This window comes from Ruegeria sp. CG1 (genome assembly GCF_056537265.1).
In genome coordinates this window covers 260,782-276,210 of record NZ_JBQFRF010000004.1, presented here as the reverse complement: position 1 = coordinate 276,210, position 15,429 = coordinate 260,782, and the positions used below count along the sequence as shown (strand labels likewise).

Below are 15,429 nucleotides of genomic sequence, written 5' to 3'. Positions count from 1 at the left end.
TCATGCGCAGGTATCAGTGCGACCGCGCATCTGAAGCCGTGCCTCGGATTCACTCGTACCTTCAAACTGATAGATGATCGCCGAAAACTCAAAAAATATACATATTACGTTTTTTGAGTGTATTGTTTGGAAAACAGATAGTGGAGGGATGGAATGGAAAAGACCCAGGACGCGAAGATTGTCGACCTCGCGATACGATTGCTCTTTCTCGGATTATTCCTCTACAGCGCCCTGGTCATGGTGGCTCCGCTTGCAAGTGTGGTTATCTGGGCAACGATACTCTGCGTCGCGCTCTACCCGGCATTTGATTGGCTGCAATCCAAGCTGGGAGGACGTAAGAAGCTTGCCACAACAATTATCGTTCTGTTGGGCCTTGTTCTGACCCTGGGGCCAGTCGCAACTGCGGTGTCTGGTGCTGCAGAACTAGGGTCTGAATTCGCGGAACAAGCAGACAAGGGTGAATTGAAAATCCCCCCTGCGCCCGAGGGCCTCAAGGAATTGCCGTTGGTTGGAAATAAAATCTCCGATGTCTGGGGAATGTTTGAGCGCAATCTTGACGGCGCGCTTGCAAAATACGGCGCGCAAATCCTTGAGATCACCAAATCGCTCTTCGGAAAGGTGTTGGGCATTGGTATCGGGCTTCTTGGCTTAGCTCTGTCCGTATTGATTATGGGGGCATTGTTCAGCCCGGGGCCAAATTTGGTCCAGGGTCTTCAGCGCTTTGCCAACCGTGTCTTTGCACCACGCGGCGGTGAATTCGTGACACTGGCAGGCGCAACGATCCGGAACGTTACAAAAGGCGTGATTGGCGTAGCAGCCATTCAGGCTGTTTTCGTTTGGATACTGCTGGCTTTGTTCGGGATTTCTTCGGCCGCCACACTGGCATTTGTCTGCCTCATACTCTCAATTATCCAAATCGGGCCCGGATTGGTTCTTATACCGGTAATTATCTACGCATGGAGCTCCATGTCTGGCGGAACTGCTTTGATCTTCACCATACTGGCCGTTCCAGTCATGATAATGGACAGTTTCCTAAGACCCGTGTTCATCTCAAAAGGCCTTGAGACTCCCATGTTGGTCATCCTCATCGGTGTTCTCGGAGGTATGATGGCGTACGGGTTGATCGGCGTTTTTATGGGGCCGGTACTCTTTGCTGTCTTCTATGAGCTGTTCAAGGTTTGGATTGATACCTCACCTGAAGCCGAGGGCACGGTTGAAGGTGCGGCGAAATGAGGAAAACGATATGGACAACCCTGGCTGTCATTCTGATTTTTCTTGTCTGGTATCTGGTCGCTGATCGAAAAACGCCATTTACCGGGAACGCCAGAGTAAAAGCTGTGGCCACCCAAATCGTGCCTCAGGTGACTGGAACGGTAACGGAAGTTTTGGTAGAAAACGGCCAAGTCGTTTCGGCAGGTGATGTTCTGGTTCGAATAGATTCCAGACCCTACGAAATCGAGCGTTCAAAGGCGGAAGCTGATCTTGAAGCGGCAACCCAAGAGGTGGGTGCGTCTTCGGCAGAGGTAAGTGCGGCACAAGCCAAACTCGCAAGGGCGCAGAGCGATCTGGATACGATGCGCATTCAGACGGAACGTGTATTTGCGCTCGAAAAGAAAGGGTTGATTGCCGTCTCAAAGGCCGATGATGCACGAGGACAACTGGCAGAATCTGAGGCAAACTTTGAGAACGCAAAAGCTGATTTGGAAAAAGCGAAGCAAAGGCTTGGTGACGATGGGATTGAAAACCCGAAAATCCAGCGCGCACTGGCGGCCTTGGCGGATGCGGAATTGAACCTTGAATGGACCGAATTGCGTGCTCCGGCGACAGGTGTCATTTCTAATCTGCTGATTGCCCCCGGAACGTATGCGCGATCCGGTCAGGATCTTTTGACGTTTCTGGATGCAACCGACGTCTGGATAGAGGCGTATTTTACCGAGAACAATCTGGGAAGAGCTTCAATAGGGTCTCCGGTTGATGTGGTGTTGGATATGCATCCAGGTAAGATTGTTCCGGGCGTCATTGAGAGCTTTAGTGCTGCTGTTTCTTTGAGTGGCGGTGATGAGCCGGGGCAATTGGCGAGCCCGCCAAGCACCAAGGGATTTTTGCGGGAGCCTGAAAGGTTTCCGGTCAGGATTGTTTTACCCGGCTATGAAGCTGGAAGTGCCGAAGACGATCTTCGCTTTCAACTGAACGGGCAGGCCGATGTGATCATGTATCTAAGCGACAACTCGTTGCTGAACCTCGTAGGCCGCGCCTACATCCGCGTGGTTTCAATCTTCTCCTATGCGTACTGAGGATCAAAGCTCTGTCACCCGGCTTGCACTGGGTGTTACGGGTGTCTTTGCATTGGGCCTATTTCTTGGGTGGCCCCTTGCCGTTGTTGGGGCGGTGTTCACTGCCCTTTTCCTTCAAGCACCTGCGGCACTACCTATGGCAGCATTTGGTAAACTGTTTGTCTTCTCGATTGGATTGATGTTCATTTCATTCCTTTTGTCGTCAATCTTCTCACCTTATCCTCTTGTGTTTCTAATTCTGGTGGCCATTGGAATAATCCTGTCTTTCATTTGGTCAGTTTCCGGTGCCGGAGTATTGCCGGGTGTCATCGCTCTCATGGGGGCGTTGATGATTCCGAATTTGGTGCTGCAATCACAGGATCTGGCTCTGGTGCTCGTGTATTGGATCCCGTTGAACCTGCTGTTTGCTGGCTTCGTATCGACGCTGATGTTCGTGTTGATACCCGCTGCACCTCAAACGGCACCTAAAAAGAAAGCGGCAACATCGCCGGACTTCGACTCACATCGCCGAATAGTCAGGATGTCTCTGGTCACAGTGCCCTTTGCTATGGCGTTCTTTATTTCCGGCGCTTCTGCTTTGTTGGTTCTGTTTTTTGTCGCCCTGCTGAGCCAGCAACTTGCGGCAATGCCTGCTGCAGGCAAAGCAGTTGCAAAAGCAATGCTGACGGCAAATCTACTTGGGGCGGCAGTCTCCATCATATGCTATGAAATAAACGTAATAGCTCCGGTTATTCTAACCCCCATTCTGCTGTGTTTTTTCTTTTGCCTAACACTCGGAGCACTTGGAAAGTCAAAAGTCCCGCTCGCCGCCGCCGCCGGTTCCGCTATTACAACAGCTCTGATTGTATATGGCGGTTCGGTTGCGCCGTTTTCAGACGAGGCTGACGTCAAGAGCATCACTCGCGTATTGCAAGTCGCCAGCGCCGCTTTTTTTGTAATCATCGCATATGTCGTGGTGGATGAATTCTGGCCAGAAAAAGAGCGCCAGGCGAGTCAATGACGTTAGTTGCGACAAAGCTTGGCGCTGAAACCAGCAGAGTTCCAGTTTGACCGATTTTTGCAACCATCGCTCGAATTGCAGCCCCGTATATGGTCCGATATCCAGCTTTGACTGCCCAGCTTAGTCTGATTCGTACGAAGCCGGTCGATACAGCCTGTTGCCGTAACCCCAAATTGAGTTTCTGAGAAGGTTCATGGCACAAAACGACGAAATTCTTGCTGCGTCTGAAGAAATTTGTTCGGCGCTGAATAGCGTGTTCAACAAGAATCCGAGACCAATGAGCAGCGTATGGTTACTTAGCCATGGCGTTACAGCGATGCGCCCCAATGGTGGGAGCGAAGTGGGCTTGGATGCTATTTGGATTGCATGAAGAATGCCGCAGAATTTTTTGAATGTGGGATGGTTGAAATGAAGGAACGCATCATCTTCACATTTGGTGACTTTGTTTATGAAGTTGGGTTAGAAAAAGGGATTTTCCTCCCTTGAGGCAAACGGATCGAAGTCGCACACAGAGCCACAAACGTATTTCGCCGTATTGGGGGCAGTTGGACGATTGCCCATCACCACACAGACAAATCAGATGGCGCCATCAAAGTTTTTGAGAGCTTGGAAACTTGACTCTAATAGACTTTCGGTGATTGGAAGAGCCAAGACAACTCACCGCTTTTTGTCAAATGACTGGTCAGGTTGTCCGACCAAACAGTTTAGCACCCATGGATAGCTTGTAGTGACATAGTATCCATACTCACCATCCACAGTCATGCCATTGCACTCATCCAGATCGCCAGCCCCGGTGAACTCGTAGTCGTCGATGTATGTCCCGTCCGGAGTGCCACCCGGCCCTTTAGGCGGAGCAGGTCTCGGCGTGGTTTTAAGTTCATAGCCAGAGATCGCCGGTCTAATTTTGCCATCGCTGTCTTTGAATATCGTCCCGTAGATCGGAAAGCCGTCAGCTGCGAAGCCAATAACTGGTGACGGCTTATCAAGGTCGTGATCCAAAAACAGAGCATTTGGATTGGAATGGTAATGATACCTTCCGTCGGGCTGGGCGTGGGCATTGTGAAGATCCACACCAAAATACTGATCGTAGGACGGGGGATCGAGCAACCAAGGATCCGTGTCTCGACACCCCGCCAAAACGTTGCCATTCTTGTCTGCTCGCGGCCCGCTTGGGCGATAACACCCGGCCGAGAGCAAATCGACCGGCACGCCATTCAACAAAATGGCATCATAACTCCGTTGCGACAGTGCGGTTTGGTTGGGGGCTTTTTCTGGATTTCTGGGAACCCGAAAAGTGCCTGACAATTCCCTTACATCGTTGGCGAAGTTGGCTGTAGGCCCGTTGAAATCATGATTAGGAATGCCATTGGTCTTAAGAGTACACTGCTGACTATCTGCCGAGATTTCGAGTTCGGAGTTAAAATGTTGCTGGCGGGTGACGTCTTCCACTGAAGCGGAATACACGCCAGCATAGTCTGCACAATCTGCTGATCGGTTACTGAGCAAGAGATTGGTAATGTCCCGAGATGCGTTTTGCGCATGAGCCTGAACCGCCGTAAATCCTGTCAGAAGCGCACTGATTGTCAGAACTTTCAATCGCATGGCTCAAACTCCTTGGGCTTTCGTAAACTCCAAAAAAATGTTGGTCGAAGAGAGTAGTCATTGGTCATCCTACCTTCAGAAAGCGACGCGGTCTCCGCCTTTCAAGTCCAGAATTTCCCTTGCTTCATCTGGGGTCGCGACCTGACTGCCCAGATCTTCTATAATACGTCGGATTTTAACGACTTGCTGAACGTTGCATTCGGCCAGTTTTCCACGAGAGATAAATAGGCTGTCTTCAAGACCGACCCGAAGGTTACCACCCATCTGGCTTGCCGTCGTGGCAAGAGACATCTGTGCTCCACCTGCTCCCAAGACCGACCACCGATAGTCGTCACCGAACAGCCGGTCAGCAGTACGTTTCATGAAGATCAGATTGTCGACTTCGGGTCCAATGCCGCCGAGGATGCCAAAGATGAACTGAATGAAGATCGGCGCTTTGAACAGCCCAATGTCCATGCAGAATTTCAGATTGTACAAGTGGCCGACATCATAGCATTCGTGTTCGAATTTTATATCATGCGGCGCAAGCGTTTCCGCCGCCTCGCAAATGTCCCGGAACGTATTGCGAAAGATGTTCTGATCGGAGTTCGCCACATAGTCCTTCTCCCAATCAAATTTCCAATCGTCATCGCCATACCGGTTGGCCAATGGGTGAAACGAGAAGTTCATCGAGCCCATGTTCATTGAGCACATTTCGGGGCTGAAGGTCTTAGCCGGATTGATCCGGTCCTGAATGGACAGCGTCAGCGATCCTCCAGTCGATAGGTTAACAACGGCGTCTGTCGCCTGTTTTATGCGCGGCAGGAATGGCGCAAAGTCACTAGGTTCAACCGATGGCGACCCGTCCTCAGGGTTTCGGGCATGCAGGTGTAGGATCGACGCACCGGCCTCGGCGGCCTCGATCGCCTGCCTCGCAATGTCATCATAAGTGTATGGCAGCGCCTCTGACATGGTGGGCGTGTGGATTGCTCCTGTTACAGCGCATGTGATGATCGTTTTTTTCTGACGAGCCATGGGTTCAGTTTTCCTTGGATTGTCCGATGTGCTTTACGCGATAGCCCAGCGGGAAAAGTTGCAGATCATAGCGGCTACGGATCACGCCCCAGATGCCTTTCGGCGCCTTGAGCATCACGACAATTGCGACCACGCCCAGAACGATCAGGTAGGTTGTTCCGAGGTCGGCCAGCGTTTCGCGCAGCGCAAAGAAAACGAGTGTGCCGATGATTGGTCCTTCGATGGTACCGATGCCGCCTATTACGACGATGAAGATGACGAAGGCGGTCCAGTCATTGACGCTGAACGCGGCATCCGGTGATATGCGCAGCTTTTGCAAGAAGATCAGCGCGCCGATCATTGCCGTGAATGCCGACGTGACGACGTACACTATGAACTTCGTTCGCCAGATATCGATGCCGAGGCTACCGGCGGCCAGTTCGTTGTCCCGAATTGCCGTCAACGCCAAACCTTGGCGCGAACGCAGGAAGAGATACACGGCGGTTACAACCAGCACGGCGGCCCCGAGTGCCAGCCAATAGCTCAGCGCCTCACGCATCGCGCGCCCGGACGCCAGTGATTTCACGATGGCAACGGGCAGCGAAGATCCTGACCCTCCGCCAAGCGCAGAGATTTGTGCGAAACCCAGCCGAAAGACCTCTGCGATGACCCAGGTGCCAATGGCAAAATATGCGCCCCGAAGTCTGAAGATCAGAACCGCAACTGGGATCGAGATCAAGGCCCCCAGCACGCCCGCGGCTGCGATAGCAACCAATGGGTGCAAACCGCCCAGCATCGTGAGTGCAAAGAGCATGTAGCCGCCGAAGCCCACATAGGCCTGCTGACCAACCGAGACGAGACCAGCGTAACCCGCCATGAGGTTCCAAAGTGTGGCGAGGGATAGGTAGAGGAAAAATTCACCCATCAGGCGCATGTCCGCGCGACCTGCCCACCAAGGGGCTGCAATTAAAGCAAGCAAGCTGATTGCGGCCAGGATCGCAGCAACGCGGGCTGGTTTCGAAGAACGGGAAACCGAATATTCTTGGAGTTTCATCCGGATACCCTCGGGAAAAGGCCGTTTGGGCGCACGGCGAGAATGACAAGAAAGGCGATATGGCCGGCTAACAGTTGCCAACCCGGATCGATCTTGGCCCCAATAGTTTGCGCGACACCAAGGATGACGCCACCAATGAGTGTGCCCCAAAGATTGCCGAGCCCACCGATGATAACGGCCTCAAATCCAAAGATCAGGCGACCGCCACCGATGGACGGATCAAAGCTGGTCCGAATGCCAAGCAGGATACCGGCAATTGCGGTCACGCCCAGCGCCAGCGCCATGGCCAGTCCAAAGATATGCCGTCGATTGAGGCCCATAAGCTGTGCAATGTCTTGATTGTCGGACACAGCCCGAAAAGCTCGGCCAAGCGCGGTGTGATAGAAGGTCCATTGTAGCCCCCAGATCACCACGACAGCGATCCCGAAGGTCAGGAGCGGAAGAAGCCCAAGCGTCAACCCTCCTACAGCGACGCCCGCCGTTTCCAATGCGCCTGCATCAAGGTCCTGTGGGTCAGCAGTGTAGACCTCTAGCAACCCGTTCTGGATAATCACGCTCAGTCCGAAGGTGACAAGCAAGGGCGGAAGGATATCGTCGCCCAGAGTTTGGTTCAGCAGGCCGCGTTGAAGGGCGTATCCGATCAGCCCCATAGCAGGCACCACGACCACCAATGCGGCCATCGGATGCATCCCTGTGGCTGTCGTCACAGTCAGCCCCAGATACGCGGCCAGAACAATCAAATCGCCATGGGCGATATTGACGAGCCGCATGACTCCAAAGATCAACGACAGACCTGCGGCAAACAGCGCGTATAGCCCACCCAGCAAAGTTCCCTGCACGATAGCGTTCAGCCATTCCATATTATTCGATCCCGAAATACGCGCGCGAAATGTCTTCGCGCGAAACGGTGTCAGACGCGCTTTCCAGCGAAACGCGGCCCTCTTGCAGGCAATAGACCCGGCTTGAAACTGACAGTGCCTTGGTTATGTCCTGTTCGACGATGATTGCACTCATGCCCTCGCCGATGATGCCGGGCAGCGCTTCGTAGATGTCTTTGATGATGATCGGTGCCAGTCCGAGGCTGATTTCGTCGAAGAGGATCAGATCGGGGTTGGCCATCAGCGCACGCCCAATTGCAACCATCTGTTGCTGGCCACCCGAAAGCGATGTTGAGGCCTGATCTTTGCGCTCATCCAGGATCGGAAACAGGTCGTAGACAGCTTGCAGATCCCAGGGACCTTTGCGCCCAACCTGAGCACCGATCATTAGGTTTTCTTTGACCGATAAAGACGGAAACAGCTGACGACCTTCGGGCACCATCGCCAGACCTAATTCGGCGACTTCATCTGCGCGAAGGCAGCTGATGTCCCTGCCCCTGTATTGGATCTGCTCCGGTTGGTTCGCAAGCAACCCGGTGATGGAACGCATCAGGGTTGTCTTGCCTGCACCGTTCGCACCGATGATGGCCAGAACCTCGCCCTCGCCGACGTCCAGATCGACCTCATAAAGCGCTTGGAAATCACCATAGTAAGAATTCAAACCGCGTGTCTGGAGGATCGGATCAGGCATCAGCTTCGATCCCCAGATAGATTTCTTTGACTTCGGCGCTTTCCATGATTGCCTGCGGCTCTCCCTCGGCGATCTTCTTGCCAAAGTCGATAACGATCAGGCGGTCAACAACGGCCAGCAGCGCATGAACGACATGTTCGATCCAAATGATGGTAACGCCAGAGGCATGGATATCTTTGATGGTCTGAACCAGTGACTTGCACTCGGCTTCGGTCAAACCACCTGCAATCTCATCGAGCAACAGCAGTTTGGGCTTGGCACACAAAGCACGTGTCAGTTCCAGGCGTTTCCGTTCCAGCAATGTCAAGCTACCGGCAAGAACGTTTGCCTTGGGCAGCAGCTCTGTCTGGTCCAGAACTTCCAGACAAAAACGTTCTGCCTGATGTCCACGCATGCCCGCCGACTGCGTGGCGGCGATCATCGCGTTCTCAAAAACGGTCATGCCCGAAAACGGCTGCGGGACCTGAAAAGAACGCGCGATGCCTGCATGGCTGCGCTTTGCGGCGCTCCATTTAGTGACGTTCTGCCCATTGAATTCTATGACACCCGAGTTCGATCTGAGCGTCCCGGTGATCAGATTAAACATCGAGGTTTTACCGGCACCGTTCGGGCCGATTACCCCAAGTGCCTCGCCTTGCCGGACCTCATAGCTCATAGCATCGGCGACTGTGACCGCGCCAAATGCCTTGCTCAGGTCTTGGAGTCTCAAAATTGACGTCATGCTTCTCTCGGATGGAGGGTTCGGCGCAAGATCTGCGCCGAATGTCTGGTCAGCCCAGCAGTTTCATATCTGCCGTAATCGGAACTTCGGGCGCGGTGCTGTTTGCAACGATCTGCAACTCATACCCGTCACCGGACTTCTGCCACTGACCGCCGACTAACGGCGTTTTGGTGACGTTGTTCATCGGCCCATCACCCCAATTCACCGGCCCGACGATTGTGTTCAGGTTCGTGGACGTGATTGCCGAAATGATCGAAGACGGGTCTTCCAGATCATCCGCCCGCTTGATGACATCCGCGACGACCTCGAACAGAGCGTGTTTAAAGCCAAGGGGTTGGGTCCAAGGTCGACCCGACTCTGCCGTATAACCTTCGGCGAGGTCTTTCGAGGAAATGCCGGTGAGTGAGGACGAAAAAGGATGGTGTGGAGACCACCAGACCTCGGTCGACAACCCGTCACCACGGTCGCCCAGCGATTCAATGACCGACGGGAACAGCAGTGCTTTGCCAATGGTCACGACCTTCGGGTTGAACCCTTGCTGGGCAGCCTGGCTCCAGAACGTAGCGAAATCGGGTGGGATCATGTTGCCAGTAACGATTTCGCAACCAGCAGCCTTGAACGCAGCGATCTGGTTTGAGAAGTCGTCGGACAGAGGCTGATAGCGACCGGGATCGGTCAACGTGTACCCGGCGGCAGCGAGCGGTTTAGGCAGGCCCAGTTCCGCATCGCCCCAGGCATTGCCGTCGGCATCGTTGGGGAAAAGACCACCCACTGTCTTGGTCACGCTGGTCTTGTCCCACATGTCGAGGAACGCTGCGATCACGTCCTCCAAACCCCAAAAGAAGTGATAGGTCGTTTCAAAGCCCTCACCCGGAATACCGTTGCGGCCGAAGAAATACGGCTGCCACGGGCAGTCGGTCGTGATGCAAGGAACTTCGTTTATCTCTGCCTGATCGGCGACCGGGTTCACTGTGTCCGGGGTAGAAGCGGCGACAATGATATCGACCTCATCACCCAGGATCAGATCTGCGGCAACCTCGGCTGCGCGGTTCGGGTTGGACTGGCTGTCTTTTGAGATGATCTCGACATTCCAAGTCTTGCCGTTGTTCTCCATCCCGGCTGAGAACTCTTGTTGGATGGCCTGAAGCACGTATTCATCAGCCTCGGCAAAACCAGCCAGCGGTCCGGTGCGCGGGCTGACATTGCCGACACGCAAGGTCGGGTTCGCAGCATAAGCACGCGTCGCCCTCAGGATTGCCGGTGCCGCAATTGCTGCCGTTGCCCCGGCGATGAAACCACGTCTCGTGGCCGTTTTGAATGTCCTTGTCATTACGTCCTCCCTTCACCGGCCTCCCGCCAGTGTTTGATTGATCTTACAAAGTCTTTTCGAGATCTTTCAGATGTTTCGCGACACGTTGGCGAACCTGATCTGCCTCGCCCTCGGCCCATGTCCTGAACCCTTCGCCGGATTTCATGCCCAGCTTGCCCGCTTCGACAAGCGACTTAAGATAGGATGAAGGGCCCCTTTGTGCCTCAAGATCGTGCAGCACGTTTTCGTGGATATCGAGCGTCAGGTCAGTGCCGACCAGATCCGCGTTTTCCAGCGGACCAAGAACAGCAAGCCTGCGCCCAAAGCTGGACTTGATTACGGTATCGACGGCTTCGGCGTCACAAATACCGTTTTCCACCAGACTGACCGCTTCGCGCCACAACGCGTGCTGAAGACGATTGCCTATGAAACCAGGCACATCTTTTTCGACCATAACCGGCGTTTTCCCGGCATCTTTCAGCAGATCGAACATCGTCTGTGCGATCTCAGGGTCTGTCCACTGGGTCTTGATGACCTCGACCAAGGGGATCATGTGCGGCGGGTTCCACCAATGGGTTCCCAATGCCCGGTTTTTCAGCCGCAAACCGGACATGATCTGAGTGATCGGCATGACCGAGGTATTGGATGCGAGTATGCAAGTTTCTGGTGCATGCGCCTCGATCTCAGCAAAGATCGCTTGCTTGAGCTCCAACTTTTCCGGCGCCGCTTCGAACACTACGTCAGCGTTTCGAACAGCGCCTACTGTTGACCCGAAAATCTCAATCATCTTCAGGGCTTTTGTGATTGTAACCTCATCATCTCCCATTGCAGCCATACTGGTGCGAATGCGATCAGGCACGGTGGCTCGTGCCTCTTCAACGGGATCTGTGATGGCGACATATTGACCTGCCTTTGACAACGTCAGTGCAATGCCGTGCCCCATTAGGCCCGCGCCAATTACGGCGATCTGCTGCTTCTTTCGCACCATCCGTTAACCCGCCGTATATCCGCCATCGGCATGCAGAATATGTCCGGTGTAAAAATCCGATGCGCGCGACGCGAGAAACAGGAGCGGACCCGCAAGGTCTTCTGGCTCACCCAGCCGCCCCTTTGGAACACGGGTCAAGAAGCCATCGCGCACTGCCTTCGCTTCGTCGGTGTCTTCAAACATCCAAGCCGTCAAAGGCGAACGGAACACTGTCGGTGCGATCGCGTTGACGGTGATCCCTGTCGGACCCAGCTCACATCCCAAGGCTTTGGTTATCCCGTTCACGGCGGCCTTTGACGCGCAATACGCCGTGTATCCGGCAGGGTGCCCAAGGATGCTGCGCGCGGAACTGACGAATATGATCTTGCCATATTCGCTTTGCTTCATGTGCGCTGCCGCTGCGCGCGCCAACAGCCAGCTTTGGTTTACGTTGGCGTCCATCACTGCACCAAAGGTTTCCGGCGCCATGTCGTTGATCAGAGCAACTTTGTTCATACCGGACGCGACAACGAGAATGTCGAGCTTGCCAAAGGTGTTGACGGCCTCATCAACCAATGCGTCACACGATGCTTCATCGGTCGGCCGGGTATTGATGGTCACGACCGTTGCGCCAAGTGCCTCGCACTCTTTGGCAATGCTATCGAGCGCCTCTTGGTTTCCCGCCGCCAAAAGAAGGTTGCAACCAGCCCCGGCCAAGACGCGTGCCGCAACCATTCCAAATGCGCCCGAAGCTCCGGTGATCAGTGCGACGTTGTCTCTGACGTCAAACATCTTGAGTGGATCAGACATTTTTTCGTCCTTAGCTTTCTGGCGGATACGGAATGACAACCAGCATTTTGCAGGTGTGGTTGGCACGGTTTTCAATTTTACGCACTTCGCCCGGTGCGATCGTGCAGCTGTCCATGGGTCCAAGACTGGTTTCGGTGCAATCAACGATGACGGTCATCTCGCCCTCCAGAACGACGTAGACTTTCTCAAAAGGTGTAGAGTCTGGGCCTGCGCCACCACCTGGTAGGAACTGGCTGAAGCCAATCCACTGATTTGTCGGCCCACCTTCCTCAAACCCCTGCAAACGAAGCCCATGACACCCAAAGTGGTTCGGTGCTTCGTAGGGTAAGGCGTCTTGAAACCGCTTCAGATGCATGTCCATCTCCGCTCAGGTTTAGTGGCGGCCGCCGGTGAACCGGCGACCGGTCCGTGAGTGTTCAGAAGTCTTCACCAGCCTCGATGCGGTAGGACTGGTTCTTGTCGATCATCGCAACCAATCGGATGATACATCCGTCGCCACGGTCCCAATTCCAGGGGAAGAACGCGAAGGTACACCGCTTGCCGGTCACTGCATCCAAATCGCCGCCGACGTTTTCAATTCCGAGAATGCCCTTTGAGAACAGCATGTTGTGCACAGGCTCCCACTCTGGGAAATCAACTTCCCACGGTGTCCCGCCAGACCACTCAAGATACTCTTTTTCGAGATGAGGCATGATCGGACCATTTCGCTGCGGACCAATGGCCGTGGCCAGTGGGTGATCGTTCGCCTGGGTATCGTGGCCAACGACTTTAACGCCTTTCTCGATCATCCATTCAGCAGCGGAAGGAACGAGACCCGGGCAATAAGCAAAATAGTCGCCATCCTCATACTGCTTGTGCCAGCCGGTGTTGATGATCAGCACATCGCCTTTGCGGATTGCATGACCACAAGCCTTCTCCAGATCATCTCCGGTGATTTGCTCCCACTTCTTCTTGGGAACCGAGACGACCAATCCCGAACCGAAGAAATGCGGCAGCGGCACCTCGTCGATGAACGGCGTTCCCTGAACAACATGGGCCGGTGCATCAATATGAGTGGTAACGTGCATCGTCGTCGTAATCGTCTGAGACAACACCCCTGACTTGGCCATGTAGTGCTTTCGGTCGATCTGGACGTCCTTGAAATACGGCCAGTTGGGGCACTGAAACCCGTATCTGTGGCTCAGGTTATAAAACTCAAGCCCCATGTCGTTGTCGGTGTTTGCCTGAAACTCAATGCCACGGATTTCGACCATTGGGCACATCTCCTTTGTTCGCCGACAACGCGGCGGTGTTCGCTTTTCAATTGTCTGGGTGGCCTCCCCACCTGTCCCGTATGATGATGCATACGCACCGCATTATGGTCAACATAAAAACTCACTATACGGTTGACTTGCACCGCATTGTGATACAACACTAAAAAATCGCTAGGTATCCAGAGCTACGATACCAAGGCAGGATAAGGTAGGTTAAATGTCTGAAAAAGCGGATAAAGGTGGCATTCAGGTTATTTCCAGAGCGGCCTCGATTTTGCGTGTTCTGAAAGAAAACCAATCCGGAATGAGCTTGGGAAAAATCGCCGAGCGTGTTGACCTGCCCCGCTCTACGGTACAGAGAATCACAAGCGCTCTTGCCGAGGAAAACCTTGTCATAGCGGATGCAAATGGGGGTGGTTTGAGGCTCGGTCCCGAACTAAGCGCTCTCGCGGGCGCGGCGCAGTACAGCATCGTCGAACACTGCCGTCTGCTTTTGACGGAACTGACCCAAAAGACCGGGGAAACCACAGACCTAGCCGTCATGCGCGGTATCGGCATGGTTTTCTTAGATCAGGTCCCAGGCGTCTATCGATTGACGACCGTTTCGCAAGTAGGCGAGGTTTTTCCGCTGACCACCACTGCAAATGGGAAAGCTTGTCTCGCTCAACTCGATGAAGGAGATGCGACAAAGCTTATTCAGAACGAATGGGAACGGAACGGTATCCAAAGGAATTTGGATGAGTTCCTTTCCGAACTGAATACAGTCCGCGAACAGGGCCTTGCCTATGATTTGGACGAACATTCTGCTGGTGTATCGGCTATCGGGTTCTCTTTTGTCGACTGGGTGGGAGACCTGCACGCGATCTCAATTCCAGTACCAACGACGCGATTTGCACGGCAAAGAGCAACCATCGAACAAGCGCTAATTGAGACGTCCACAAACATTCAACAAACTTTCCAGTGAGCAAAATAAGCTGATTTGGGACAGGTTGAAGTCGATGAACTACCTTTTCTAACAGTCCGTACTTCTGTCGGGGAAAGTCCAAACATTCCGCCTACCGGATGGCTGTTAGTTCAACATGGCCGCCAAGATTGATATCCGCCTCGAATTGCGATTTTCACAACCATTAGGTGTTTGCTGGCGTCATACCCAACCACGATCGTCATTGAAGCGGTTTTATGTGAAACGATCTTTGGTTGGGTTATGGCCGTTCTGTGGAACAAGTGCGAAAGGCTGCCTCGCGGGACAAAGCACCATTTCGCTGCGGCTGCGCCGACGGCGGCTTTCAGTCCTTCGACGAAACCGTCGATTTTGTCACATGCAACTGAACTTTGCCTAGCTGCCAGATAAATCTGCGCTACGGTCCGGCCGACCATGCGCACCGATACAGAGCCGGTGATCCCCCAGAACCTCGATGACGCGACACTTTCCGGCATGGCCCGGATCATCCGCGTCGGCCATCCGCACCAGCTCTTCCCGAAGCTGCGCGAGAATGGTCATGCGCCGGTCCACGGCCGCGAGCTGCTTCCGCGCAATCTCGTGGGCAGGTGCGCAGTCCTTTGACGGGGCTTCGGCCAAGGCTATCAGGTCGGCGATGTCACCCAGACTGAAGCCCAATTCCCTTGCGTGGCGCAGGAAAGCGAGCCGTTCGAGCGCCGCTTCATCGTAGCGCCTCTGCCCGCCTGTCGTACGCGCCGGTGCCGGGATCAGACCCCGGCTTTCGTAGTAGCGGATTGTCGTGACCTTCACGCCCGTCCGGCGCGACATCTGCCCGATCGAGTATTCTTTCATTATTGCCTCTTGAACCTACAGTCGCTGTAGATCGTATCTATCCTGAAACGATACGAATCAAAAGG

At 54.0% G+C, this 15,429-nt stretch carries 18 protein-coding genes; 6 read left to right on the top strand and 12 right to left on the bottom strand.

Translation table 11 applies throughout. The annotated features are described in order from the left end of the window. The first annotated feature begins 153 nt into the window (after window positions 1-153). The 5 genes from ACR0AU_RS13735 to ACR0AU_RS13715 all read left to right on the top strand — a co-directional run bounded on the left by ACR0AU_RS13735 (window position 154) and on the right by ACR0AU_RS13715 (window position 3,912). Window positions 154-1,233, top strand: a complete 1,080-nt coding sequence (locus ACR0AU_RS13735) for an AI-2E family transporter (RefSeq protein WP_170403697.1) — start codon at window positions 154-156, stop codon at window positions 1,231-1,233. Next, window positions 1,230-2,294: an HlyD family secretion protein gene (locus tag ACR0AU_RS13730; protein ID WP_170403695.1), complete on the top strand. Its 1,065-nt coding sequence runs from the start codon at window positions 1,230-1,232 to the stop codon at window positions 2,292-2,294. Before ACR0AU_RS13735 ends, ACR0AU_RS13730 begins: the two co-directional genes overlap by 4 nt. Then, a complete protein-coding gene (locus ACR0AU_RS13725) occupies window positions 2,284-3,294 on the top strand; it encodes a DUF2955 domain-containing protein (protein ID WP_170733665.1) in 1,011 nt (336 codons plus the stop codon). Before ACR0AU_RS13730 ends, ACR0AU_RS13725 begins: the two co-directional genes overlap by 11 nt. A 193-nt stretch (window positions 3,295-3,487) precedes the next feature. Continuing rightward, window positions 3,488-3,664 carry a hypothetical protein gene (locus ACR0AU_RS13720; RefSeq protein WP_170513124.1) on the top strand — a complete coding sequence of 59 codons (177 nt, stop codon included), beginning with the start codon at window positions 3,488-3,490 and terminating at the stop codon, window positions 3,662-3,664. Window positions 3,665-3,789: 125 nt separating this feature from the next. Further along, on the top strand, window positions 3,790-3,912 hold the full coding sequence (locus tag ACR0AU_RS13715; protein ID WP_480795849.1) for a nuclear transport factor 2 family protein: 123 nt from the start codon (window positions 3,790-3,792) through the stop codon (window positions 3,910-3,912). A 39-nt stretch (window positions 3,913-3,951) separates the two neighbouring features. Here the strand turns inward: ACR0AU_RS13715 and ACR0AU_RS13710 are convergent, their stop codons facing one another. The 11 genes from ACR0AU_RS13710 to ACR0AU_RS13660 form a co-directional block, all read right to left on the bottom strand. Continuing rightward, the gene (locus ACR0AU_RS13710; RefSeq protein ID WP_170733663.1) at window positions 3,952-4,896 is read right to left on the bottom strand and encodes a YHYH protein; all 945 of its coding nucleotides are present in this window, start codon (window positions 4,894-4,896) and stop codon (window positions 3,952-3,954) included. Window positions 4,897-4,971: 75 nt separating this feature from the next. Continuing rightward, window positions 4,972-5,910 carry a 3,5-dioxohexanoate:acetyl-CoA acetone transferase gene (kce, locus tag ACR0AU_RS13705; RefSeq protein ID WP_480795805.1) on the bottom strand — a complete coding sequence of 313 codons (939 nt, stop codon included), beginning with the start codon at window positions 5,908-5,910 and terminating at the stop codon, window positions 4,972-4,974. Between the two features lie 4 nt (window positions 5,911-5,914). Then, window positions 5,915-6,943, bottom strand: a complete 1,029-nt coding sequence (locus ACR0AU_RS13700) for a branched-chain amino acid ABC transporter permease (protein WP_480795804.1) — start codon at window positions 6,941-6,943, stop codon at window positions 5,915-5,917. Next, a complete protein-coding gene (locus tag ACR0AU_RS13695; RefSeq protein WP_170663053.1) occupies window positions 6,940-7,803 on the bottom strand; it encodes a branched-chain amino acid ABC transporter permease in 864 nt (287 codons plus the stop codon). The genes ACR0AU_RS13700 and ACR0AU_RS13695 overlap by 4 nt, the downstream gene beginning before the upstream one ends. 1 nt (window position 7,804) lies before the next feature. Then, window positions 7,805-8,512, bottom strand: coding sequence for a branched-chain amino acid ABC transporter ATP-binding protein (locus ACR0AU_RS13690; RefSeq protein WP_170424709.1), 708 nt, complete (start codon window positions 8,510-8,512; stop codon window positions 7,805-7,807). After that, window positions 8,505-9,233 (bottom strand): ABC transporter ATP-binding protein, encoded by a 729-nt coding sequence (locus ACR0AU_RS13685; protein ID WP_170733659.1) that lies wholly within the window; start codon window positions 9,231-9,233, stop codon window positions 8,505-8,507. Before ACR0AU_RS13685 ends, ACR0AU_RS13690 begins: the two co-directional genes overlap by 8 nt. A gap of 49 nt (window positions 9,234-9,282) precedes the next feature. After that, window positions 9,283-10,563 (bottom strand): ABC transporter substrate-binding protein, encoded by a 1,281-nt coding sequence (locus ACR0AU_RS13680; protein WP_480795803.1) that lies wholly within the window; start codon window positions 10,561-10,563, stop codon window positions 9,283-9,285. A gap of 43 nt (window positions 10,564-10,606) precedes the next feature. Beyond that, complete coding sequence (locus tag ACR0AU_RS13675) at window positions 10,607-11,530, bottom strand: 3-hydroxyacyl-CoA dehydrogenase family protein (RefSeq protein WP_480795802.1); 924 nt, start codon at window positions 11,528-11,530, stop codon at window positions 10,607-10,609. Window positions 11,531-11,533: 3 nt separating this feature from the next. Continuing rightward, entirely contained in the window at window positions 11,534-12,319 is a 786-nt protein-coding gene (locus ACR0AU_RS13670) for an SDR family oxidoreductase (protein ID WP_170733656.1), read from the bottom strand. A gap of 10 nt (window positions 12,320-12,329) precedes the next feature. Next, complete coding sequence (locus ACR0AU_RS13665) at window positions 12,330-12,674, bottom strand: cupin domain-containing protein (RefSeq protein ID WP_170733655.1); 345 nt, start codon at window positions 12,672-12,674, stop codon at window positions 12,330-12,332. Window positions 12,675-12,735: 61 nt separating this feature from the next. Further along, complete coding sequence (locus ACR0AU_RS13660) at window positions 12,736-13,572, bottom strand: cyclase family protein (RefSeq protein WP_155150267.1); 837 nt, start codon at window positions 13,570-13,572, stop codon at window positions 12,736-12,738. A 217-nt stretch (window positions 13,573-13,789) separates the two neighbouring features. Between ACR0AU_RS13660 and ACR0AU_RS13655 the strand changes: the two genes are divergently transcribed. Next, window positions 13,790-14,536 (top strand): IclR family transcriptional regulator, encoded by a 747-nt coding sequence (locus ACR0AU_RS13655; protein ID WP_170513096.1) that lies wholly within the window; start codon window positions 13,790-13,792, stop codon window positions 14,534-14,536. Window positions 14,537-14,908: 372 nt separating this feature from the next. On the opposite strand, the gene ACR0AU_RS13650 is transcribed toward ACR0AU_RS13655, so the two are convergent. Continuing rightward, window positions 14,909-15,364, bottom strand: coding sequence for a MerR family transcriptional regulator (locus tag ACR0AU_RS13650; protein WP_299882734.1), 456 nt, complete (start codon window positions 15,362-15,364; stop codon window positions 14,909-14,911). Between the last annotated feature and the right edge of the window lie 65 nt (window positions 15,365-15,429).

Coding starts and splice junctions, on each gene's coding strand:
- ACR0AU_RS13735 (WP_170403697.1), top strand. CDS start 154: ATGGAAAAGACCCAGGACGCGAAGATTGTCGACCTCGCGATACGATTG.
- ACR0AU_RS13730 (WP_170403695.1), top strand. CDS start 1,230: ATGAGGAAAACGATATGGACAACCCTGGCTGTCATTCTGATTTTTCTT.
- ACR0AU_RS13725 (WP_170733665.1), top strand. CDS start 2,284: ATGCGTACTGAGGATCAAAGCTCTGTCACCCGGCTTGCACTGGGTGTT.
- ACR0AU_RS13720 (WP_170513124.1), top strand. CDS start 3,488: ATGGCACAAAACGACGAAATTCTTGCTGCGTCTGAAGAAATTTGTTCG.
- ACR0AU_RS13710 (WP_170733663.1), bottom strand. CDS start 4,896: ATGCGATTGAAAGTTCTGACAATCAGTGCGCTTCTGACAGGATTTACG.
- kce (WP_480795805.1), bottom strand. CDS start 5,910: ATGGCTCGTCAGAAAAAAACGATCATCACATGCGCTGTAACAGGAGCA.
- ACR0AU_RS13700 (WP_480795804.1), bottom strand. CDS start 6,943: ATGAAACTCCAAGAATATTCGGTTTCCCGTTCTTCGAAACCAGCCCGC.
- ACR0AU_RS13695 (WP_170663053.1), bottom strand. CDS start 7,803: ATGGAATGGCTGAACGCTATCGTGCAGGGAACTTTGCTGGGTGGGCTA.
- ACR0AU_RS13690 (WP_170424709.1), bottom strand. CDS start 8,512: ATGCCTGATCCGATCCTCCAGACACGCGGTTTGAATTCTTACTATGGT.
- ACR0AU_RS13685 (WP_170733659.1), bottom strand. CDS start 9,233: ATGACGTCAATTTTGAGACTCCAAGACCTGAGCAAGGCATTTGGCGCG.
- ACR0AU_RS13680 (WP_480795803.1), bottom strand. CDS start 10,563: ATGACAAGGACATTCAAAACGGCCACGAGACGTGGTTTCATCGCCGGG.
- ACR0AU_RS13675 (WP_480795802.1), bottom strand. CDS start 11,530: ATGGTGCGAAAGAAGCAGCAGATCGCCGTAATTGGCGCGGGCCTAATG.
- ACR0AU_RS13670 (WP_170733656.1), bottom strand. CDS start 12,319: ATGTCTGATCCACTCAAGATGTTTGACGTCAGAGACAACGTCGCACTG.
- ACR0AU_RS13665 (WP_170733655.1), bottom strand. CDS start 12,674: ATGCATCTGAAGCGGTTTCAAGACGCCTTACCCTACGAAGCACCGAAC.
- ACR0AU_RS13660 (WP_155150267.1), bottom strand. CDS start 13,572: ATGGTCGAAATCCGTGGCATTGAGTTTCAGGCAAACACCGACAACGAC.
- ACR0AU_RS13655 (WP_170513096.1), top strand. CDS start 13,790: ATGTCTGAAAAAGCGGATAAAGGTGGCATTCAGGTTATTTCCAGAGCG.
- ACR0AU_RS13650 (WP_299882734.1), bottom strand. CDS start 15,364: ATGAAAGAATACTCGATCGGGCAGATGTCGCGCCGGACGGGCGTGAAG.